Origin of the sequence: Streptomyces sp. JB150 (assembly GCF_011193355.1) — a bacterium.
Taxonomy (GTDB): domain Bacteria; phylum Actinomycetota; class Actinomycetes; order Streptomycetales; family Streptomycetaceae; genus Streptomyces.
In genome coordinates this window covers 3732653-3753457 of record NZ_CP049780.1, presented here as the reverse complement: position 1 = coordinate 3753457, position 20805 = coordinate 3732653, and the positions used below count along the sequence as shown (strand labels likewise).

General features: G+C 68.8%; 18 protein-coding genes. 9 read left to right on the top strand and 9 right to left on the bottom strand.

All coding sequences use genetic code 11. The features are described from left to right. The first annotated feature begins 197 nt into the window (after nucleotides 1-197). Nucleotides 198-1640 carry a CCA tRNA nucleotidyltransferase gene (locus G7Z13_RS17545; RefSeq protein ID WP_166000423.1) on the top strand — a complete coding sequence of 481 codons (1443 nt, stop codon included), beginning with the start codon at nucleotides 198-200 and terminating at the stop codon, nucleotides 1638-1640. Between the two features lie 120 nt (nucleotides 1641-1760). Here the strand turns inward: G7Z13_RS17545 and G7Z13_RS17540 are convergent, their stop codons facing one another. The 4 genes from G7Z13_RS17540 to G7Z13_RS17525 all read right to left on the bottom strand — a co-directional run bounded on the left by G7Z13_RS17540 (nucleotide 1761) and on the right by G7Z13_RS17525 (nucleotide 5547). Then, the gene (locus G7Z13_RS17540; RefSeq protein WP_166000421.1) at nucleotides 1761-2234 is read right to left on the bottom strand and encodes a hypothetical protein; all 474 of its coding nucleotides are present in this window, start codon (nucleotides 2232-2234) and stop codon (nucleotides 1761-1763) included. Nucleotides 2235-2370: 136 nt separating this feature from the next. After that, the gene (locus G7Z13_RS17535; RefSeq protein ID WP_166000419.1) at nucleotides 2371-3633 is read right to left on the bottom strand and encodes an MFS transporter; all 1263 of its coding nucleotides are present in this window, start codon (nucleotides 3631-3633) and stop codon (nucleotides 2371-2373) included. A gap of 102 nt (nucleotides 3634-3735) precedes the next feature. After that, nucleotides 3736-4818 (bottom strand): inositol-3-phosphate synthase, encoded by a 1083-nt coding sequence (locus tag G7Z13_RS17530; protein WP_166000417.1) that lies wholly within the window; start codon nucleotides 4816-4818, stop codon nucleotides 3736-3738. Nucleotides 4819-4863: 45 nt separating this feature from the next. After that, the gene (locus G7Z13_RS17525; RefSeq protein WP_166000415.1) at nucleotides 4864-5547 is read right to left on the bottom strand and encodes a PadR family transcriptional regulator; all 684 of its coding nucleotides are present in this window, start codon (nucleotides 5545-5547) and stop codon (nucleotides 4864-4866) included. A 740-nt stretch (nucleotides 5548-6287) separates the two neighbouring features. Between G7Z13_RS17525 and G7Z13_RS17520 the strand changes: the two genes are divergently transcribed. Both G7Z13_RS17520 and G7Z13_RS17515 read left to right on the top strand, forming a co-directional pair. After that, nucleotides 6288-8558, top strand: coding sequence for a transglycosylase domain-containing protein (locus G7Z13_RS17520; RefSeq protein ID WP_166000413.1), 2271 nt, complete (start codon nucleotides 6288-6290; stop codon nucleotides 8556-8558). 146 nt (nucleotides 8559-8704) lie between these two features. After that, nucleotides 8705-10222, top strand: a complete 1518-nt coding sequence (locus G7Z13_RS17515; protein ID WP_166000411.1) for a glycosyltransferase 87 family protein — start codon at nucleotides 8705-8707, stop codon at nucleotides 10220-10222. A 178-nt stretch (nucleotides 10223-10400) separates the two neighbouring features. Here G7Z13_RS17515 and G7Z13_RS17510 read toward each other — a convergent pair whose 3' ends face one another. The 3 genes from G7Z13_RS17510 to G7Z13_RS17500 form a co-directional block, all read right to left on the bottom strand. Next, nucleotides 10401-11432 carry an alanine racemase gene (locus G7Z13_RS17510; RefSeq protein ID WP_166000409.1) on the bottom strand — a complete coding sequence of 344 codons (1032 nt, stop codon included), beginning with the start codon at nucleotides 11430-11432 and terminating at the stop codon, nucleotides 10401-10403. Nucleotides 11433-11515: 83 nt separating this feature from the next. Further along, nucleotides 11516-12637 carry a peptidoglycan bridge formation glycyltransferase FemX gene (gene femX, locus G7Z13_RS17505; RefSeq protein ID WP_166000407.1) on the bottom strand — a complete coding sequence of 374 codons (1122 nt, stop codon included), beginning with the start codon at nucleotides 12635-12637 and terminating at the stop codon, nucleotides 11516-11518. Nucleotides 12638-12799: 162 nt separating this feature from the next. Then, nucleotides 12800-13102 (bottom strand): hypothetical protein, encoded by a 303-nt coding sequence (locus tag G7Z13_RS17500; RefSeq protein WP_166000405.1) that lies wholly within the window; start codon nucleotides 13100-13102, stop codon nucleotides 12800-12802. Between the two features lie 286 nt (nucleotides 13103-13388). Between G7Z13_RS17500 and rpsF the strand changes: the two genes are divergently transcribed. From rpsF to rplI, 4 genes are all read left to right on the top strand, one after another. Beyond that, nucleotides 13389-13679 carry a 30S ribosomal protein S6 gene (rpsF, locus tag G7Z13_RS17495; RefSeq protein WP_014673750.1) on the top strand — a complete coding sequence of 97 codons (291 nt, stop codon included), beginning with the start codon at nucleotides 13389-13391 and terminating at the stop codon, nucleotides 13677-13679. A gap of 80 nt (nucleotides 13680-13759) precedes the next feature. Then, the gene (locus tag G7Z13_RS17490; protein WP_166000403.1) at nucleotides 13760-14335 is read left to right on the top strand and encodes a single-stranded DNA-binding protein; all 576 of its coding nucleotides are present in this window, start codon (nucleotides 13760-13762) and stop codon (nucleotides 14333-14335) included. 45 nt (nucleotides 14336-14380) lie between these two features. Further along, entirely contained in the window at nucleotides 14381-14617 is a 237-nt protein-coding gene (gene rpsR / locus G7Z13_RS17485; RefSeq protein WP_003949403.1) for a 30S ribosomal protein S18, read from the top strand. A gap of 18 nt (nucleotides 14618-14635) precedes the next feature. After that, the gene (rplI, locus tag G7Z13_RS17480; protein ID WP_166000401.1) at nucleotides 14636-15082 is read left to right on the top strand and encodes a 50S ribosomal protein L9; all 447 of its coding nucleotides are present in this window, start codon (nucleotides 14636-14638) and stop codon (nucleotides 15080-15082) included. Nucleotides 15083-15282: 200 nt separating this feature from the next. Here the strand turns inward: rplI and G7Z13_RS17475 are convergent, their stop codons facing one another. Then, entirely contained in the window at nucleotides 15283-16620 is a 1338-nt protein-coding gene (locus tag G7Z13_RS17475; RefSeq protein ID WP_166000399.1) for an MATE family efflux transporter, read from the bottom strand. Between the two features lie 460 nt (nucleotides 16621-17080). Between G7Z13_RS17475 and dnaB the strand changes: the two genes are divergently transcribed. Further along, on the top strand, nucleotides 17081-18556 hold the full coding sequence (gene dnaB, locus G7Z13_RS17470) for a replicative DNA helicase (protein WP_166000397.1): 1476 nt from the start codon (nucleotides 17081-17083) through the stop codon (nucleotides 18554-18556). Nucleotides 18557-18642: 86 nt separating this feature from the next. Here the strand turns inward: dnaB and G7Z13_RS17465 are convergent, their stop codons facing one another. Next, nucleotides 18643-19206 (bottom strand): dihydrofolate reductase family protein, encoded by a 564-nt coding sequence (locus tag G7Z13_RS17465; RefSeq protein WP_166000395.1) that lies wholly within the window; start codon nucleotides 19204-19206, stop codon nucleotides 18643-18645. 151 nt (nucleotides 19207-19357) lie between these two features. Here G7Z13_RS17465 and G7Z13_RS17460 point away from each other — a divergent pair, with 151 nt between their 5' ends. Then, nucleotides 19358-20743, top strand: a complete 1386-nt coding sequence (locus tag G7Z13_RS17460; protein ID WP_166000393.1) for a serine hydrolase domain-containing protein — start codon at nucleotides 19358-19360, stop codon at nucleotides 20741-20743. Nucleotides 20744-20805 lie beyond the last annotated feature (62 nt).

The following is a 20805-nucleotide window of genomic DNA, read 5'->3' as shown; positions in this document are numbered from 1 at the left end:
GATGCGCGCTGAGGGGAAGTGCCGCGGACCGTGCCACAAGATCGGGGGACTGCGGGCCACCGCCCCGAATGCGTACGTATCGGCGGGAGCGCTGGAGAACGTCGCAAGGGCTTGCCTTGGGCGGGTATCGGCGGCCCGGTCCAGGCGGGAACAATCGGCGCGCCCGCGGTGCCCCAGGCCACGTACCCTCTTCTGTTGTGCCGAACGCCAAGGAAGAAATCACCAGCGCCGTGACCCAGGAGCAGGACCGTGCGGTGACCGAGCCGCTGCAGGTCGCCCCGGTCGCCGATGACCTCGCTCGCCGATTCCAGGAGGCCGGGTTCTCTCTCGCCCTGGTCGGCGGCTCGGTCCGGGACGCGCTGCTCGGCCGGCTCGGCAACGACCTGGACTTCACGACCGACGCCCGCCCCGAGGACGTGCTGAAGATCGTGCGGCCCTGGGCGGACGCCGTCTGGGACGTCGGCATCGCCTTCGGCACGGTCGGGGCGCAGAAGGACGGTTACCAGATCGAGGTGACCACCTACCGGTCGGAGGCCTACGACCGGACGTCCCGCAAGCCGGAGGTCTCGTACGGCGACTCCATCGAGGAGGACCTCGTCCGGCGTGACTTCACCGTCAACGCGATGGCGGTGGCCCTGCCGGAGAAGACGTTCATCGACCCGTACGGCGGGCTCGACGATCTCGCGGCGCGGGTGCTGCGCACCCCGGGGACGCCCGAGGAGTCCTTCTCGGACGATCCGCTGCGGATGATGCGGGCCGCGCGTTTCGCCGCGCAGCTCGACTTCGAGGTGGCTCCCGAGGTCGTCACGGCGATGACGGAGATGGCCGGGCGGATCGAGATCGTCTCGGCCGAGCGGGTGCGGGACGAGCTGAACAAGCTCATCCTCTCCGCCCATCCGCGCAAGGGGCTCACGCTGCTCGTGGACACCGGGCTGGCCGGGTATGTGCTGCCCGAGCTGCCGGCCCTGCGTCTGGAGAGCGACGAGCACCACCGGCACAAGGACGTCTACGAGCACACGCTGATCGTCCTGGAGCAGGCGATCGCGCTGGAGGAGGACGGCCCGGACCTGACGCTCCGGCTGGCGGCGCTGCTGCACGACATCGGCAAGCCGCGCACCCGCCGCTTCGAGAAGGACGGCCGCGTCTCGTTCCACCACCACGAGGTGGTCGGGGCGAAGATGACCAAGAAGCGCATGACCGCGCTGAAGTACTCTAACGAGCTGATCAAGGACGTCTCCCGGCTGGTGGAGCTGCACCTGCGCTTCCACGGCTACGGCACGGGAGAGTGGACCGACTCGGCGGTGCGCCGCTACGTCCGGGACGCGGGCCATCTCCTGGAGCGGCTGCACAAGCTGACCCGCTCGGACTGCACGACGCGGAACAAGCGCAAGGCAGCCGCGCTCTCCCGGGCGTACGACGGTCTGGAGGAGCGCATCGCCCAGCTCCAGGAGCAGGAGGAGCTGGACGCGATCCGGCCCGACCTCGACGGCAACCAGATCATGGAAATCCTGGGCATCAAGCCGGGCCCCGAGGTCGGCCAGGCCTACAAGCACATGCTGGAGCTGCGGCTGGAGAACGGGCCGATGGGGCACGACGAGGCGGTCGCGGCGCTCAAGGAGTGGTGGGCCGAGCGAAGCTGAGGGTGTGAAACGAGGTCGTGTTTCACGTGAAACACGACCTCCGCACAGCACTCACCGGGACTCCCGGATGTGAAGAGGGGCGATGTTCCACGTGAAACATCGCCCCTCTCCCTGCCCGCCTTACTTCTTGTAGTCCTTCAGGCAGAGCAGGAAGTCGCTGCCGTCACCGGACTCGGTGTACGAGTACTGGAAGTCCTTGGCTTCTTTAGAACACGCGGACTCGGCGGTGAGCGCGGAGTACGAGCCCTCGACCTTGGCCAGCACGACAAACTCGGCCTTGGCGTCCTTGCAGTCGACAACCTCGAGGTCCGGGTTGTTGTCGTCGGTGCTGCCGCGGTGCATGCAGTCACCGACGGCTGCGGTGTTGGCGTCGTCCCGGCTGGCTATGAAGCCGCCGATGGCCACGGAGGCGACCGCGATCACGATGACGATGTTCTTGATCGTCTTGAAGCTGAGCTTGCGGCGGGGCTGCTCCGGAACGGGGGCGTAGGGCGCGGCGCCCTGCTGCGGGAAGCTGGGCTGCTGGCCGTACGGGTTCTGCCCCTGGGGCTGGCCCTGCGCGAACGGGTTGCCCTGGGGCGGCGGAGTGGTCACTTGGGGATCCCCCTGGGAACTGGGTGCGTGACGCGGAAGAACGACGCGCATAAAGATCGAATAAGACCCACGTAAGGTATCGGCCACCACTGACATCGCCATACCAGGGAGTGGGTCTGTGGCCTTGATGTGACACTCAGCGGCGCTCAAAGCGGGCCATAGCCACAGCAACCGTCGCGTAGGTCAGAGCGACGAGGACCACCAGTGCCGTGGAGCGGCCGTCCGGGGGCAGCATCAGGGCGGCCACGCCGGCCGCTCCGACGAAGGCGACGTTGAACAGGACGTCGTAGACGGAGAAGGCCCGGCCGCGGAAGCCGTCCTCGACCGAGGACTGGACGACGGTGTCCGTCGCGATCTTGGCGCCCTGGGTGGTCAGCCCGAGCACGAAGGCCGCCACGAGGAGCGGGCCGGTGGCGAAGGGCAGTCCCAGGGCCGGCTCCAGCACGGCGGCCGCGGCCGCGCAGACGACGATCCAGCGGCCGGGCCCGAGCCGCCCGGCGGCCCAGGGCGTCAGCACGGCGGCGACGAAGAATCCGGCACCGGAGACGCCGAGGGCCAGCCCCAGCAGGGTGAGTCCGTCGTCGGTGTCCGACGTCAGCGCGTACCGGCAGAGCATCAGCAGCATCACCGTGAGCGCGCCGTAGCAGAAGCGCATCAGCGTCATCGACGCCAGTGCCCAGGCGGCTTCCCGGCGGGCGGGTCCCGCGAGATGGCGCACGCCCGCCCGGAGGTCGCGCAGGGTGCCGGACAGAGCCGCCCCGAGGCGGGGACGGACCTGCTCGGGATCCGGCCCCAGCAGGTCACGGTGCATGCGCAGGGAGGCGGCGGCGCCGCACAGGTACAGTGCGGCGCCCAGCAGCACCACTGCCGCGTCGGAGTCGGACCCGGCCAGCCGTACGACGAAGGCGAGGCCGCCGCCCGCGGTCGCGGCCAGGGTCCCGGCGGTCGGCGAAAGGGAGTTGGCCATCACCAGGCGCTCGGCGTCGACCACGCGCGGCAGCGCGGCGGACAGGCCGGAGAGCACGAAGCGGTTGACGGCGGTGACACAGAGGGCGGAGACGTAGAAGAGCCAGTCCGGGACGTGGCTGGTCATCAGAAGCGCGGTGCCCGTGGCCAGCAGGGCGCGCAGCACATTGCCGTAGAGGAAGACCTGGCGGCGGCGCCAGCGGTCGAGGAGCACGCCCGCGAACGGGCCCACCAGGGAGTACGGGAGCAGCAGCACCGCCATGGCGGAGGCGATCGCGGCGGGTGAGGCCTGTCTCTCCGGGGAGAAGACGACGTACGTGGCGAGGCCGACCTGGTAGACGCCGTCGGCGCCCTGGGAGAGCAGTCGTACGGCGAGCAGTCGCCGGAAGTTCCGGAAGCGGAGCAGGACGCGCAGATCACGTACGACGGCCATGGGGTCAGCCTCACATACGGGGAGGGTCCCCGGGCGCAGTGCCTCGGGGACCCTTCACCACCCACAGGGTCGCGTGCGTCAGCGCGGAGCCGCTGGGTCTCGCTAGCGCTCGACCTCGCCCTTGATGAACTTCTCGACGTTCTCGCGGGCCTCGTCGTCGAAGTACTGGACCGGCGGGGACTTCATGAAGTACGAGGACGCCGACAGGATCGGGCCGCCGATGCCGCGGTCCTTGGCGATCTTCGCGGCGCGCAGGGCGTCGATGATGACGCCGGCGGAGTTCGGGGAGTCCCAGACCTCGAGCTTGTACTCCAGGTTCAGCGGGACGTCACCGAAGGCGCGGCCCTCGAGGCGGACGTAGGCCCACTTGCGGTCGTCGAGCCAGGCGACGTAGTCGGACGGGCCGATGTGGACGTTCTTCTCGCCGAGGTCCCGGTCGGGGATCTGCGAGGTGACGGCCTGCGTCTTGGAGATCTTCTTGGACTCCAGGCGCTCGCGCTCGAGCATGTTCTTGAAGTCCATGTTGCCGCCGACGTTCAGCTGCATGGTGCGGTCCAGGATGACGCCGCGGTCCTCGAACAGCTTCGCCATGACGCGGTGCGTGATGGTGGCGCCGACCTGGGACTTGATGTCGTCACCGACGATCGGGACGCCCGCCTCGGTGAACTTGTCCGCCCACTCCTTGGTGCCGGCGATGAAGACCGGGAGGGCGTTGACGAAGGCGACCTTGGCGTCGATGGCGCACTGGGCGTAGAACTTCGCCGCGTCCTCGGAGCCGACCGGCAGGTAGCAGACGAGGACGTCGACCTGCTTGTCCTTGAGGACCTGGACGACGTCGACCGGCTCCTCGGCGGACTCCTCGATGGTCTGGCGGTAGTACTTGCCGAGGCCGTCGAGGGTGTGGCCGCGCTGGACGGTCACGCCGGTGCGGGGCACGTCGCAGATCTTGATGGTGTTGTTCTCGGAGGCGCCGATGGCGTCCGCGAGGTCGAGGCCGACCTTCTTCGCGTCGACATCGAACGCGGCGACGAACTCCACGTCACGGACGTGGTAGTCGCCGAACTGCACGTGCATCAGGCCGGGGACCTTGGACGCCGGGTCGGCGTCCTTGTAGTACTCGACTCCCTGCACCAGCGACGCGGCGCAGTTGCCCACGCCGACGATGGCTACGCGAACCGAACCCATTCCGGTTGCTCCCTGTGTGTACTCGGTGAGGCCCTGACGGGGGTCTCACGTGGCGGTGTCGTCGGGCGTATCCGGCCGGGTGTCGTCCCCGGGCCGGGGCAGGCCGCCCGGCGCTCCAGATGTGGTGTCCTGCTGAGCGGGCTCCCCGGAGGGGGAACCCCGAAGGTCCCGCCCGGCCCGCTCGCTCTCGATGAGCTCGTTCAGCCAGCGCACTTCGCGCTCCACGGACTCCATGCCGTGGCGCTGGAGCTCAAGGGTGTAGTCGTCGAGGCGCTCGCGGGTGCGCGCCAGGGAGGCGCGCATCTTCTCCAGGCGCTCCTCCAGCCGGCTGCGGCGGCCCTCCAGCACGCGCATGCGCACATCGCGCGACGTCTGCCCGAAGAAGGCGAACCGCGCGGCGAAGTGCTCGTCCTCGTACGCGTCGGGGCCGGTCTGCGAGAGCAGCTGTTCGAAGTGCTCTTTGCCCTCCGCCGTCAACCGGTAGACGATCTTGGCGCGCCGGCCCGTGAGCGGGGCGGCCGGCGCCTCCTCGGCGTCCTGGCTCGGTTCTTCGATCAACCAGCCGTTTGCGACCAGCGTCTTGAGGCAGGGGTAGAGCGTCCCGTAGCTGAACGCGCGGAACACACCCAGTGACGTATTGAGTCGTTTGCGCAGCTCATAGCCGTGCATCGGAGATTCGCGGAGCAGGCCGAGTACGGCGAACTCGAGGATCCCGGAACGCCGGCTCATGATCGCCTCCTCTCTTCCGCGGTCGTACCGTCACGGTCTTTATGTCGTGCTGATGTATCGACTCGATACATCAGCACGATAGAACGGCCCCCCTGATGCGACAAGAGGGGGAATCGTGAACGGCGTCACATCACCGCTTCGTAGGAGCCGAGTTGCCTGTTTTGGGGTGAACTTCGGGGCTCGGCGGGTTTTGCCGCTGCGTAGTCTGTGCGGCATGCACACCACCGGGAACCGAGTTGCGTCCGGGGGCGTCCCCGTCCCTGGTGCAGTACGGGTGAATGCGGAACCGGCCACATCCGTACTTCGGGGGGACCGGAAACCAGCCGCCGTTTCCAGGCGCGCAAGGGTGCGCCTGCCCGAGGAGTAATCGTTCGATGAGCGAGCACCGTCGCAAACCGCCGCAGCCGCAGGGAGGCGGACGTGCCGCGGCCCGACGCGGCCAGTCCGGCTCGTCCTCCGGCCGCCGAGCGGCACCGCGAGGCGCCACTGGATCTCCATCCGACACTTATGGGTCGGGTTCTCACGCGCCGGGAGGCGAGGAACGGCCGTACAGTAGCCGCGCCGAGGCCCGGCGGGCAGCGCAGAGGGGTGCCGGCAGCCGCCGCAGAGCTCCCGAGAACGGGCGACGCGGCCCCGGCGGACCGAACGGGCCCGGACGCGGCAGGGGGCGGGCCGCCGCCTCCGACCGGAAGCGGTTCATCGACTACCCGCGCTCCGGCAAGTACGGCTGGCAGCGCTGGGTGCCCTCCTGGAAGCTGATCTCCGGTCTCTGCCTGGCCTTCTTCGGCAGCCTGGTCGCCGTCGCCGGCATCGGTTACGCCATGGTGGGCATCCCCACCGAGGAGAACGCCGCCGCGCTGTCCCAGAACAACGTCTACTACTGGGCCGACGGCAAGCAGATGGTCGCGACCGGCTCCGGCGAGAACCGGCAGAACATCTCGTTCGAGCAGATCCCGAAGGACATGCAGTGGGCGGTCATCTCCGCCGAGAACAAGACGTTCTACGAGGACTCCGGCGTCGACCCGATGGGTATCGCCCGCGCGCTGGCCAACATGGCCACGGGCGGTGACACCCAGGGCGGATCCACGATCACCCAGCAGTTCGTCAAGAACACCTACCTGAGTCAGGAACAGACCGTCTCCCGGAAGTTCAAGGAGATGTTCATCTCGATCAAGGTGGGGACGAAGCTCGACAAGCGCGACATCCTTCAGGGCTACCTGAACACCTCGTACTACGGGCGGGGCGCGTACGGCATCCAGGCCGCCGCGCAGACGTACTACGGCAAGGACGCCGAGGACCTCAGCGCCAGCGAGTGCGCCTTCCTCGCGGCCCTGCTGAAGGGACCGACGTACTACGACCCGGCCGGCAACGAGGGGCTCGACTCCTCCGCGACCCCGGACGCGAACCGGGAGCGGTCCGAGAAGCGGTGGCGCTGGATCCTCGGGGAGATGAACAAGGACGGCCACCTCTCGGACGCCAAGTACCAGGAGGCCATCAGCGAGTACCCCGAGCCCCAGGGCCGCAAGGCGATCAAGGGCATGACCGGTCAGATCAGCTACCTGGTCGACACCGCCAAGAAGTACGTGCTGGCCCACAGCGACATCACCGAGGCCCAGTTCGACCAGGGCGGCTACCAGATCTACACGACCTTCGAGCGGGAAAAGGTCCAGGCACTGGCCCAGTCCGTCAAGAAGATCGAGAAGGAGCGGCTGGACCCGAAGCGGAAGCTGGACCAGCACGTCCAGTTCGGTGCCGCGTCGGTGAAGCCCAACGACGGCGCGATCGTCGCCCTCTACGGCGGCGCCGGCTACGAGAAGGGCCACTTCAACAACAACGCGGACACCTCGGGTGTCCCCGTCGGTTCGACGTGGAAGCCGTTCGTACTCGCCGCGGCCATGCAGTACGGCACGTACAAGAGCGACGGTGTCGGCGTCTCGCCCATGAGCAAGTACAACGGCAACGACCACCTCAAGGTGCAGAAGCCGGACGGCAGCTACTACCTCAAGGAAGACAACTCGCTCTTCTACCAGGAGAACGAGAGCGACCATCCCTGGGGCTACATCACCCTGCACAAGGCGATGGAGCAGTCCGTGAACACCCCGTTCGTGCAGCTCGGCGTCGACGTCGGCATGGAGAAGGTGCGGGACATCGCCCAGCAGGCGGGCATCCTGAAGCAGAGCTTCTCCGAGACCAACCCGTCGTTCGCGCTCGGCACCTCCACCCCCAGCGCGATCCGCATGGCAGACGCGTACGCGACGTTCGCGGCCTCCGGCAAGCAGGTCGATCCGTACTCGGTGAAGCAGGTCAAGCGGGGCGGCCAGCCGCTTCCGGGCTTCGACAAGCCCGCGGTCAAGGAAGCGATCCCCGCGAACGTGGCGAACAACGTCACGAAGGTCCTCGAGAACGTCATCGAGAACGGCACGGCCCAGAACGCCAAGGCCCTGGGGCGTACGGCGGCCGGCAAGACCGGTACCACCGACGAGAACAAGTCCGCCTGGTTCGTCGGCTACACCCAGCAGCTGTCGACCGCAGTGGCGATGTTCCGTGAGAACCCCAAGAGCCACGCGCTGCTCTCCATGAACGGCACGGCCGGCAAGGACTCCATCCACGGTGGTGACATCCCCACCGAGGTGTGGACCGAGTACATGAAGGTGGCGCTGAAGGGCGAGTCGGATCCCGGCTTCCCCGAGCCCTCGCCGATCGGAAGGGTCATCGACCAGGTCGGTGCCCCGTCGCCGACCCCGTCGGTCACCGCGACGCCGAGCGAGACCGTGACCGAGGAGCCCAGCCCCTCGCCCAGCACGTCCGAGCCCGAGCCGACTCCGAGCGCGTCGGCGAGCGAGAGCTGCGCCTTCGGCTGGTGCAACGACAACGGTGGCCCCGGCGATCCCGGCGGTGATGACGGCGATGTCTCGCCCGCGCCCAGCGTCAGTGAGACATCCGGCACCGGTGGCAATGGCAACGGCGGCAACGGCAACGGCGGCTTCTTCGGAGGCACAGACACCGAGTGACGCCCGCCGTCACAGCGCTCTCTGAGCGCGGCTGGTGCCCCTGTTTCACGTGAAACGCTTCGTTTCACGTGAAACAGGGGCACTTTTCTCTCCCCGGCCCTCCCTGCGGCCGACGTCACCGTGGATCCTCAGCCGCGTACGGCAGGATGTGCCCCATGCCCAGTGCAGAAACGACGCAGACGAGCGCGCAGGAGCCGGACCCGGTACGGCCGACGAGGGCCGACGAGGTCGCTGCGGCCGGCAGCGAGCTGATCGGCGGCCCCATCGGGCGGCGCGCCCTGCTCGGGACGTCCTGGTGGACTCCCGTGCGGGTGATCGCGCTCGTGGCGATCGGCGTGTTCGCCCTCGGACTGGTCCAGAAGGCGCCCTGCTACAACGGGGCCTGGTTCTTCGGCGCCAGCTCGCAGTACACGCACGCGTGCTACTCGGACATCCCGCACCTCTACCAGGGGCGCGGTTTCGCCGATGGTCTCGTGCCGTACTTCGACCGGCTCCCCGGCGACATGGAGTACCTGGAGTACCCGGTGCTGACCGGTGTCTTCATGGAGGTCGCCGCCTGGCTCACCCCGGGTGACGGCAGCATCCAGCACCAGGAGCAGTGGTACTGGATGGTCAACGCCGGGATGCTGATGGTCTGCGCGGCCGTCATCGCCGTGTGCGTGACCCGCACGCACGCCCGGCGCCCCTGGGACGGTCTGCTGGTCGCCCTGGCACCCGCCTTCGCCCTGACCGCCACCATCAACTGGGACCTGCTGGCCGTCGCCCTGACGGCCGCCGCGATGCTGATGTGGGCGCGGCGCCGCTCGCTCGCCTTCGGAATCCTTCTGGGGCTCGCCACGGCTGCCAAGCTCTACCCCGTGTTTCTGCTCGGCCCGCTGTTCGTGCTGTGCTGGCGGGCCGGCCGGTGGCGTGACTTCGGGAAGGCACTGGGGGGCGCGGCTGTCGCCTGGGTGGTGGTGAACGGGCCGGTCATGCTCTTCGCCTTCGATGGCTGGTCGAAGTTCTACCGGTTCAGCCAGGAGCGCGGCGTGGACTTCGGCTCCTTCTGGCTGATCCTCGCGCAGAACTCCAGCGACCCGCTCAGCACCGAGACCGTCAACACCCTGGCGACGCTGCTGATGCTGCTGTGCTGCGTGGGTGTCGCGGCGCTCACCCTGACCGCCCCGCGCCGCCCGCGCTTCGCCCAGCTGGCGTTCCTGATCGTCGCGGCCTTCATCCTCACCAACAAGGTCTACTCGCCGCAGTACGTGCTGTGGCTCGTGCCGCTCGCCGCGCTGGCCCGGCCGAAGTGGCGGGACTTCCTCGTCTGGCAGGCGTGCGAGGTCATGTACTTCCTGGGCATCTGGATGTACCTCGCGTACACGACCAGCGGCGACGCCCACAAGGGACTGCCGACCGACGGCTACCACTGGGCGATCGGCGTGCATCTGCTCGGCACGCTGTATCTGTGCGCCGTCGTGGTCCGCGACATCCTCATGCCGGAACGGGACGTGGTGCGCCGTGATGGTGACGACGATCCCTCCGGAGGCGTGCTCGACGGCGCGGAGGACGTCTTCGTGCTCGGCGCCGCGGCCCATCCGCCCCGCCACGCTGCGCACTTCGAGGGCGCGTCGGGCGCGCAGGTGGAGTGGGGCGCTTCCAAGGAGGCCGGCGGTTCGCCCTGAGCGAACAGGGCGGCGCAGAAGCGGCACGCAGAGGCGCCAGGCAGGAGCGGGCACGCAGAGGCGCCAGGCAGGAGCGGGCACGCAGAGGCACCGGGCAGGACGCAGAAGGCCGTACGCGGGATTCCTCCGCGTACGGCCCTCATGCGTCTGTGGGGGCGTGCCCCGTGTGCTCCGGTGCTCAGCGGTCCACGAGCCGGTCGAACTGGGTGGTGGTGTGCCGCAGATGGGCGACCAGCTCGTCCCCGACCTTCGGCTCCGGGGCGTCGGCCGGCACGAACAGGATGGACACCTGCATGTGCGGCGGCTCGGCGAACCAGCGCTGCTTGCCGCCCCAGACGAACGGAGAAAGGTTCCGGTTCACCGTGGCGAGGCCCGCGCGGGCGACGCCCTTGGCGCGCGGCATGACGCCGTGCAGCGCCTTCGGGGCCTCCAGACCCACCCCGTGCGACGTTCCGCCCGCCACGACGACCAGGAAGCCGTCGGAGGCGGCCTTCTGCTGCCGGTAGCCGAAGCGGTCGCCCTTGGAGACGCGGGTGACGTCGAGGACGGCACCGCGGTACTCCGTTGCCTCGTGGTCGCCCAGCCACAGGCGCGTGCCGATGCGCGCACGGAACCGGGTCTGCGGGAACTGCTGCTGGAGACGGGCGAGTTCATCGGCCTTGAGGTGGCTGACGAACATCGTGTGCAGCGGCAGCCGGGCGGCACGCAGCCGGTCCATCCAGCCGATGACCTCCTCGACGGCGTCCGAGCCGTCGGTGCGGTCCAGCGGCAGGTGGATCGCGAAGCCCTCCAGGCGGACGTTCTCGATCGCGGCGTGCAACTGCGGCAGGTCCTGCTCGTTGATGCCGTGCCGCTTCATCGAGGACATCACCTCGATGACCACGCGGGCACCCACCAGGCCGTACACGCCGTCGACGGACGACACCGACCGCACGACCCGGTCGGGCAGCGGTACCGGCTCCTCGCCGCGCCGGTACGGCGTCAGCACCAGCAGGTCGCCGCTGAACCAGTCCTTGATCCGCGCGGCCTCGTACGTGGTGCCGACGGCGAGCATGTCGGCGCCCAGCCGCGTGGCCTCCTCCGCCAGCCGCTCGTGCCCGAAGCCGTAGCCGTTGCCCTTGCAGACCGGGACCAGCCCCGGGAACTGCTCCTGCACGTGCTTGTGGTGCGCCCGCCAGCGCGCGGTGTCGACGTAGAGCGTGAGCGCCATGGCCGGACCTGGAACCTTTCTCGTGGCTGCGGTGTATCAGAGGTATGGAAGCTGTCGGAGCTATGGAAGCAAACGCCCCGCGCTCAGCGGCGCGACATGTAGATGTCGAGCGCCTTGTGGAGCAGCTTGTTCAGCGGGAAGTCCCACTCGCCGAGGTATTCGGCGGCCTGGCCGCCGGTGCCCACCTTGAACTGGATGAGGCCGAAGAGGTGGTCGGACTCGTCCAGCGAGTCGGAGATGCCCCGCAGGTCGTAGACGGTGGCGCCGAGCGCGTAGGCATCGCGCAGCATCCGCCACTGCATCGCGTTCGAGGGCCGGACCTCACGGCCGATGTTGTCGGAGGCGCCGTAGGAGTACCAGACGTGGCCGCCGACGATCAGCATCGTCGCCGCCGACAGGTTCACCCCGTTGTGCCGGGCGAAGTACAGCCGCATGCGGTTGGGGTCCTCGCTGTTGAGGGCCGTCCACATGCGCTGGAAGTACGACAGCGGGCGGGGCCGGAACTTGTCGCGCACCGCGGTGATCTCGTACAGCCGCTGCCACTCCTCCAGGTCGTGGTAGCCGCCCTGGACGACCTCGACCCCGGCCTTCTCGGCCTTCTTGATGTTGCGGCGCCACAGCTGGTTGAAGTTCTTGTGCACCTCTTCCAGGGACCGGTTGGCCAGCGGCACCTGGAAGACGTAGCGGGGCTGCACGTCGCCGAAGCCGGCGCCGCCGTCCTCGCCCTGCTGCCAGCCCATGCGGCGCAGCTTGTCGGCCACCTCGAAGGCACGCGGCTCGATGAAGTCCGCCTCCATGTCCCGCAGGCGCTTCACGTCCGGGTTCTGGATGCCCTGCTTGATGGAAGCGGCCTCCCAGCGCCGGATGATCACCGGCGGGCCCATCTTCACGGAGAAGGCGCCCTGCTGCTTCAGGTGCGCCAGCATCGGCTGGATCCAGTCCTCGAGGTTCGGCGCGAACCAGTTGATGACCGGGCCCTCGGGGAGATAGGCCAGGTAGCGCTTGATCTTCGGCAGCTGACGGTAGAGGACGAGGCCCACGCCGACCAGCTCGCCGGTGCGCTCGTCGAACCAGCCGAGATTCTCCGAACGCCACTCCGCCTTGACGTCTGCCCAGGCCGGGACCTGCATGTGGCTCGCCGCCGGCAGGCTCTGGATGTAGGCCAGATGCTGCTCGCGACTGATGGTCCTCAGGGTCAGGCTCATTCGGGGCGCTCCTCGGGCTGGTGTGTCCCCATGGGTACAGGGGCTCCGGCTCTAGCGCCGAAGCCTACTGCGCCCGGGAAGCGGCCCGATTGGGCGTACGGCACCTTCGCCCCGGCCAGACGGCTGCCGGGGCGGGGGCGAGGTGCCGGTGCGGCCGGGGCCTCAGCCGAAGAGGCCGCCGTGCGCCATGCCGAGGAAGAAGCCGAGCCCGGAGGCACCGAGGCCCAGGATCAGCCCGAAGCGTTCGCGGGTCGTTTCCGAGATCCACTGGCCGTACGCGCCGGTGAAGATCCCCACCAGACCGGTCCAGGAGCTCAGCAGATGCAGGCTGGGGAACTGCGCCGTGACGAACGAGACCACGCCGAGCACCAGGGTCACGGCCAGCAGGGCGTCCTGGACGGGGTGGGGCCTGCCGTCGGTGGCGAAGAGGGAACCGGCGGTGTTGGGTCGCAATGCCTGTGCCATGTGGGCACCTCCTTGCGGAAAACGGCGCACGTAGCGCCATACACACCCGTTGTGTACAGACTGACCGCCTCCGCGACCGGATTTCAACCGGAAGCCGGTGTGCGGGTAGTCTGTACCGTCTGCACCGGTGTCTGCCCAGGCTCGCCAGGAGCTAACACCCGGCCCACCTGGGATATCGCTCACCGACCCCTGATTGTCAGTGGCGGCCGATACCGTTGCGTACGCATCACAACCCTCCTGCCACGGAACGACCGTGGCCGCTGAGTCCAAAGGAGGTGGGTTCCACATGCGTCACTACGAGGTGATGGTCATCCTCGACCCCGATCTCGAGGAGCGCGCTGTCTCCCCGCTGATCGAGAACTTCCTTTCTGTCGTCCGTGACGGTGGCGGAAAGGTCGAGAAGGTCGACACCTGGGGCCGTCGTCGTCTCGCGTACGAGATCAAGAAGAAGCCCGAGGGCATCTACTCGGTCATCGACCTGCAGGCCGAGCCTGCGGTCGTCAAGGAGCTCGACCGCCAGATGAACCTGAACGAGTCGGTCCTCCGGACCAAGGTCCTCCGCCCCGAGACCCACTGAGCTCACCCGCTCAGCTGATCTCGGGACTCGAGTAGCACCACCAGCAGCCAGCAGCAGCAAACCCGCCGAGAGGTTCCCCCATGGCAGGCGAGACCGTCATCACGGTCATCGGCAATCTTGTCGACGACCCCGAGCTGCGCTTCACCCCCTCCGGTGCGGCGGTCGCGAAGTTCCGTGTCGCGTCCACTCCCCGCACCTTCGACCGTCAGACCAACGAGTGGAAGGACGGCGAAAGCCTCTTCCTGACCTGCTCGGTCTGGCGCCAGGCGGCCGAGAACGTCGCCGAGTCCCTTCAGCGGGGCATGCGCGTCATCGTGCAGGGCCGGCTGAAGCAGCGGTCGTACGAGGACCGTGAGGGTGTCAAGCGCACGGTCTTCGAGCTGGACGTCGAGGAAGTCGGCCCCAGCCTGCGCAACGCCACGGCCAAGGTCACCAAGACCAGCGGCCGGGGTGGCCAGGGCGGCGGTTACGGCGGCGGTGGCGGCGGCCAGCAGGGCGGCGGCTGGGGCGGCGGCCCCGGTGGCGGCCAGCAGGGTGGCGGCGCTCCCGCCGACGACCCGTGGGCGACCGGCGCTCCCGCCGGTGGCAACCAGGGCGGCGGCTGGGGCGGCGGCTCCGGCGGCGGTGGCGGCTACTCGGACGAGCCTCCCTTCTAAGGGCGGGCTCGCACCCCAACTTCTTGATCACACAGGAGAATCACCATGGCGAAGCCGCCTGTGCGCAAGCCTAAGAAGAAGGTCTGCGCGTTCTGCAAGGACAAGGTCACGTACGTGGACTACAAGGACACGAACATGCTGCGGAAGTTCATTTCCGACCGCGGCAAGATCCGTGCCCGCCGCGTGACCGGCAACTGCACGCAGCACCAGCGTGACGTCGCCACGGCCGTCAAGAACAGCCGTGAGATGGCGCTGCTGCCCTACACGTCCACCGCGCGCTAAGGGAAGGGTGACCGACTCATGAAGATCATCCTCACCCACGAGGTCTCCGGCCTCGGTGCCGCCGGCGATGTCGTCGACGTCAAGGACGGCTACGCTCGCAACTACCTGATCCCGCGGAAGTTCGCTATCCGCTGGACCAAGGGTGGCGAGAAGGACGTCGAGCAGATCCGTCGTGCTCGCAAGATCCACGAGATCCAGACCATCGAGCAGGCCAACGCTGTGAAGGCCCAGCTCGAGGGCGTCAAGGTCCGCCTGGCCGTCCGCTCCGGCGACGCCGGTCGTCTCTTCGGTTCCGTCACCCCGGCCGACATCGCCTCGGCGATCAAGGCTGCCGGTGGCCCCGAGGTCGACAAGCGCCGCATCGAGCTCGGCACGCCGATCAAGACCCTGGGCGCCCACGAGACGTCCGTGCGTCTGCACCCCGAGGTTGCCGCCAAGGTCAACATCGAGGTCGTCGCGGCCTGATAGCTGCGCTCGGCTTGAACAGCTGAGAGAGGGGCCGCACCCGTGCAGGGTGCGGCCCCTCTTCGTGTGTGTTCGAGGGCAGCCGGGTCGGCATTGCGGCACGGGTGGTTTCACGTGAAACGGCTCGTTTCACGTGAAACGAGCCGTGGAGCAGCCGCTGTCGCCGAGGCGTTGTCTTGCCGTCGGCGTGCACCCAGCCGTCAGCGCGTCGCTCCCGTCACGAGCCAGCGGCCCGAGCGGGTGCGGACCCACAGGGTGAGCATCCGGACGGTCATCATCAGGGTCATCGCGAGCCACAGGGCGGTGAGTCCGCCGCCGAGGCTGGGGACGAGGAGGGCCACCGGAGTGAAGACGGCCAGAGTGAGCACCATGGCCCAGGCGAGGTACGGTCCGTCGCCCGCGCCCATGAGGACACCGTCCAGGACGAAGACGACTCCGCTGACCGGCTGGGACAGGGCCACCACCAGCAGAGCGGGGAGCGCGGCGTCCTTCACGGCGGAGTCGCTGGTGAACAGGGGCAGGAAGAGCGGACGGGACACCATCACGAGCAAGCCCAGCAGGAAGCCGACGGCGATGCCCCACTGCACCATGCGCCGGCAGACGTCACGCGCGCGCTGGGCGTCCCCGGCGCCGAGATAACGCCCGATGATGGCCTGACCGGCGATGGCGATGGCGTCGAGGGCGAAGGCGAGCAGGCTCCACAGCGACAGGATGATCTGGTGGGCGGCGATGTCGGCGTCGCCGAGCCGGGCCGCCACAGCGGTGGCGATCATCAGGATCGCGCGCAGGGAGAGCGTGCGCACCAGCAGAGGGACGCCTGCCTGGGCGGAGGCCTTGATCCCGGCGGCGTCGGGGCGCAGCGAGGCCCCGTGGCGGCGTGCACCGCGGACGACCACCACGAGATAGGCGGTGGCCATGCCCCACTGGGCGATGACGGTTCCCCAGGCGGAGCCCGCGATTCCGAGGTCGGCGCCGTAGACGAGGCCCGCGTTGAGGGCGCCGTTGGCGACGAAACCGGCGACGGCGACGTACAGCGGTGTCCTGGTGTCCTGGAGTCCGCGCAGGACGCCGGTCGCCGCGAGGACGACGAGCATCGCGGGGATGCCGAGCGCGGAGATCCGCAGATAGGTGGTCGCGTAGGGGGCCACTGTGTCGGATGCGCCGAAGAGGCCGACCAGCGCGGGGGCGGTGGGGAGCACGGTGGCGATGACGGCGGCGCCCAGCAGGAGGGCCAGCCAGATGCCGTCCATGCCCTGACGGATGGCGGCTCGCAGTTCGCCGGCCCCTACGCGGCGGGCAACGGCGGCGGTGGTGGCGTAGGCGAGGAAGACGAAGACGCTCACTGCCGTCGTGAGGAGGGCGGAGGCGACGCCGAGACCGGCGAGCTGGGCCGTTCCGAGGTGACCGACGATCGCGCTGTCGGCCAGGACGAACAAGGGCTCGGCGACCAGTGCGCCGAAGGCGGGGACGGCCAGCGCGACGATCTCCCGATCGTGCTGTCGCCGGACCGTCTTGGGGGTCGCGGGAGCCTGTGTCATGAGCACCAATCTAATCGTCCACAGGTAAGTGATGCAAAGGATTAGTGACCCTTACTCTGTGTCTCGCGGTGTGCGTTCCCGTACACCGTGCGAAGTGATCTTGGCCCGACTGGGGAAGTTTTTCTTCTGCACAGCCGGTGGATGCGAAAACCGCAGGTCAGTGGCATTCCGATGAGTCGCGCGAGTTCTTGTTCACAGGGCTGTCCACCGGGTCGTGCACAGGTTTCGGGCAGTTCTCCACAGCATCGGGCCCGTCGTCCACATGGCCTGTGGATAACCAGATTGGCTGACGGTGCCGAGGGGCCTACCGTGGTCCGGCGCCCGCTCCGTCCGGCGGCCGGGAAACCATGACAAAACCGGCGCTCCACAAGCGGAGTTGGGCTGCTCGATTTGTCAGTGCCGTGCCGTAGAACTGAGGGGCACGGCGAGGTCCGTTCCGCGGACGGGAGGAGGTGGCTCGGTGAGCATTTCCGAGCCCTTGAACGATCCGTGGGCCGACAGCGGTCCCAGCGATCGCCTGCCCTCCCGCCGTCGTCCGGACGGCGGCCGGAGCCGGGACGAGCAGCACGACCGCGGCAGTGAGAACGGCGCGTGGGACGGCGGAGGTCCGGCCTTCGAACGGGTCCCGCCGCAGGACCTCAACGCCGAGCAGTCCGTCCTGGGCGGCATGCTGCTCTCCAAGGACGCCATCGCCGACGTCGTGGAAATCCTCAAGGGCCACGACTTCTACAAGCCCGCCCACGAGACGATCTACCAGGCCATCCTGGACGTCTACGCCAAGGGCGAGCCGGCCGACCCGATCACCATCGCCGCCGAGCTGACCAAGCGCGGTGAGATCAACAAGGTCGGCGGCGCCGCGTATCTGCACACCCTCGTGCAGACGGTGCCCACCGCGGCCAACGCCGAGTACTACGCGGAAATCGTCCACGAGCGCGCGGTCCTGCGTCGCCTCGTCGAGGCCGGCACCCGGATCACGCAGATGGGATACGCGGCCGACGACGACGTCGACGAGATCGTCAACCGCGCCCAGGCCGAGATCTACGCGGTCACCGAGCAGCGCACCAGCGAGGACTACCTACCGCTGGGCGACATCATGGAAGGCGCCCTCGACGAGATCGAGGCCATCGGCTCGCGCAGCGGCGAGATGACCGGTGTCCCCACCGGCTTCACCGACTTCGACGCGCTCACCAACGGTCTCCACCCGGGCCAGATGATCGTCATCGCCGCGCGTCCCGCCATGGGTAAGTCGACGCTCGCACTGGACTTCGCCCGCGCCGCGGCGATTAAGCACAACCTGCCCAGCGTGATCTTCTCCCTCGAAATGGGCCGCAACGAGATCGCGATGCGACTGCTGTCCGCCGAGGCCCGGGTCGCGCTCCACCACATGCGCTCCGGCACGATGACCGACGAGGACTGGACCCGCCTGGCCCGCCGGATGCCGGACGTCTCCGCGGCACCGCTCTACATCGACGACAGCCCGAACCTCTCGATGATGGAGATCCGGGCCAAATGCCGCCGGCTGAAGCAGCGCAACGACCTGCGGCTCGTCGTCATCGACTACCTCCAGCTGATGCAGTCCGGCGGTTCCAAGCGCGCCGAGAGCCGGCAGCAGGAGGTCTCGGACATGTCCCGTAACCTCAAGCTGCTGGCCAAGGAGCTGGAGATCCCGGTCATCGCGCTGTCCCAGCTGAACCGTGGTCCGGAGCAGCGCACCGACAAGAAGCCGATGGTCTCGGACCTGCGAGAGTCCGGCTCCATCGAGCAGGACGCCGACATGGTCATCCTGCTGCACCGCGAGGACGCCTACGAGAAGGAGTCCCCCCGCGCGGGCGAGGCTGACCTGATCGTCGCCAAGCACCGTAACGGCCCCACGGCGACGATCACCGTCGCCTTCCAGGGTCACTACTCGCGCTTCGTGGACATGGCGCAGACCTGAGCCGCGGATCGCGTGCGCGGCGCGATCGATCCGGCTCCCCTGATGTCACCCGCGGCGCCCAGAGACCGTGGCTACCGGACGCGCGGTCAGCGCCTCGTCTCGTACCTGGTCAGGATCACGCCGCAGGGGAACTTCCGCGTCTCCATCAGCTCCAGGTTCACCCAGCTGTCCAGCGAGGTGAAGAACGGCGTGCCGCCGCCCACCAGGACCGGCGCGGTGGCCAGCACGTACTCGTCGATCAGCCCGGCGCGCATCGCCGCCCCGGCGAGCGTCGCGCCGCCGATGTCCATCGGGCCGCCGTCCTCGGCCTTGAGCCGGGTGATCTCGGCGACCGCGTCGCCGGTGACCAGGCGGGTGTTCCAGTCGACCTTGTCGATCGTCGACGAGAACACCACCTTCGGCATGTCCCGCCAGCGGCGCGCGTACTCGATCTCCGCCGGGGTGGCGCCGGGCTGCCGGTCGCCGGTCGGCCAGTAGGAGCTCATCGTCTGCCACAGCTTGCGCCCGTACAGCGTCAGGTCGGTCGCCTCCAACCGGTCGGACCAGAACTGGAACAGCTCGTCGCTCGGCACGCTCCAGCCGATGTCGTCGCCGGGTGCGGCGATGAAGCCGTCCAGGGACAGGTTCATGCCGTAGATCAGTTTCCGCATGGCGCCGGCCTTTCGTGAGTCGGTCTCACGCGTGCGGACCGGCCCGGCGCGGAAAACTCATCGGTGCGCGCGACGGTCCGCGAGCGTGCAAACAGACGTGTCATCGAGATACCGACTCGACGTCCGGGGCCGCTCGGGATGGACTGGGCACATGATGACATCTCAGGGAGACCTGTTCCCCGGTACGCGGAGGGCGTTGCTGCACCGGATCGCCGTGGCACAGGCGGAAGGACGCACACCGTCGCTGGTGGCGGCGGTGGTCAGGGACGGGCGGGCCGTCTGGCACGGGGCGCGGACCTCGGTGGACGGGCATGGGCCGGACGAGAACGTGCAGTACCGGATCGGCTCGATCACCAAGACCTTCACCGCGGTCCTCGTCCTCAGGCTGCGTGACGAAGGCATCCTCGATCTCGGGGACCCACTGGAGAAGCATCTGCCCGGCACCGGTGCGGGGGAGGCGACCATCGCCGAGCTGCTGGCGCACACCAGCGGGCTGGCCGCCGAGAGCCCGGCGCCCTGGTGGGAGCGCACTCCCGGATCCCTGCGGCCGGAACTGGCGGACGTCCTGGGAGAGCAGCCCTTCCGGCACCCCGTCGGCCGCCGTCATCACTACTCGAACCCCGGCTACACACTGCTCGGCGCACTCGTGGAGGAGCTGCGCGGCGCTCCGTGGGAGGACGTCCTCCGGCGCGAGGTGCTCGAACCGCTGGGCCTCAGCCGGACGAGCGGCCGGCCGTCGTCCCCGCACGCCGGTGGGTGGGCGGTGCATCCCTGGGCCGACGTGATGCTGCCGGAGCCGGCGGAGGACCTGGGCCGGATGGCTCCGGCCGGGCAACTGTGGTCGACCACTGCGGACTTGGCGAAGTTCGCCGCCTTCCTGATGCACGGGGACGACAGGGTGCTGAGCGCGGAGTCCGTACGGGAGATGCGGACGCCGGCCGCTCCCGCGGAACCGGCGGATCTCGCCGACGGCGTCACGTACGGGCTCGGGCTGCAGATCCACCACGGCGGCGGTCGACGCCTGGCCGGCCACTCGGGCTCGCTTCCGGGCTTCCTGGCCAACCTCACCTTCAGCGTGGACGACGATGTCGCGGCCGTCGTGCTGACCAACTGCACCTCCGGATTGCTGCCGGCGGCGGTGAGCGCCGACCTCATCCGGATCGTCGCCGAGGCGGAGCCCCGGATCCCCGAGCCGTGGCGGCCGCTGCCGGAAGTGCAGCCAGCTGTACTGGAGTTGGCGGGACAGTGGTACTGGGGAACACAGGTGTTCGTCCTGCGGCTGACGGCCGACGGCGGTGTCTCGCTGGAGCCCTTGGGTGCCACCGGCCGCCGTTCCCGTTTCCGGGCGAACGGTGACGGGACCTGGACCGGGCTGGAGGGCTACTACGCCGGGGAGGTGCTGAGGGCCGTGCGGCGGCCGGACGGATCCGTGAGCCATCTCGACCTCGGCTCGTTCGTCTTCACGCGTCAGCCGTACGACGAGACGGCGGATGTGCCGGGAGGCGTGGACCCGGAGGGGTGGCGGGGAATCAAGTAGGCGCCGCTGACGTGAATCGAGAGGGCTCCGTTTCACGTGAAACAGAGCCCCCTCGTCGTCTC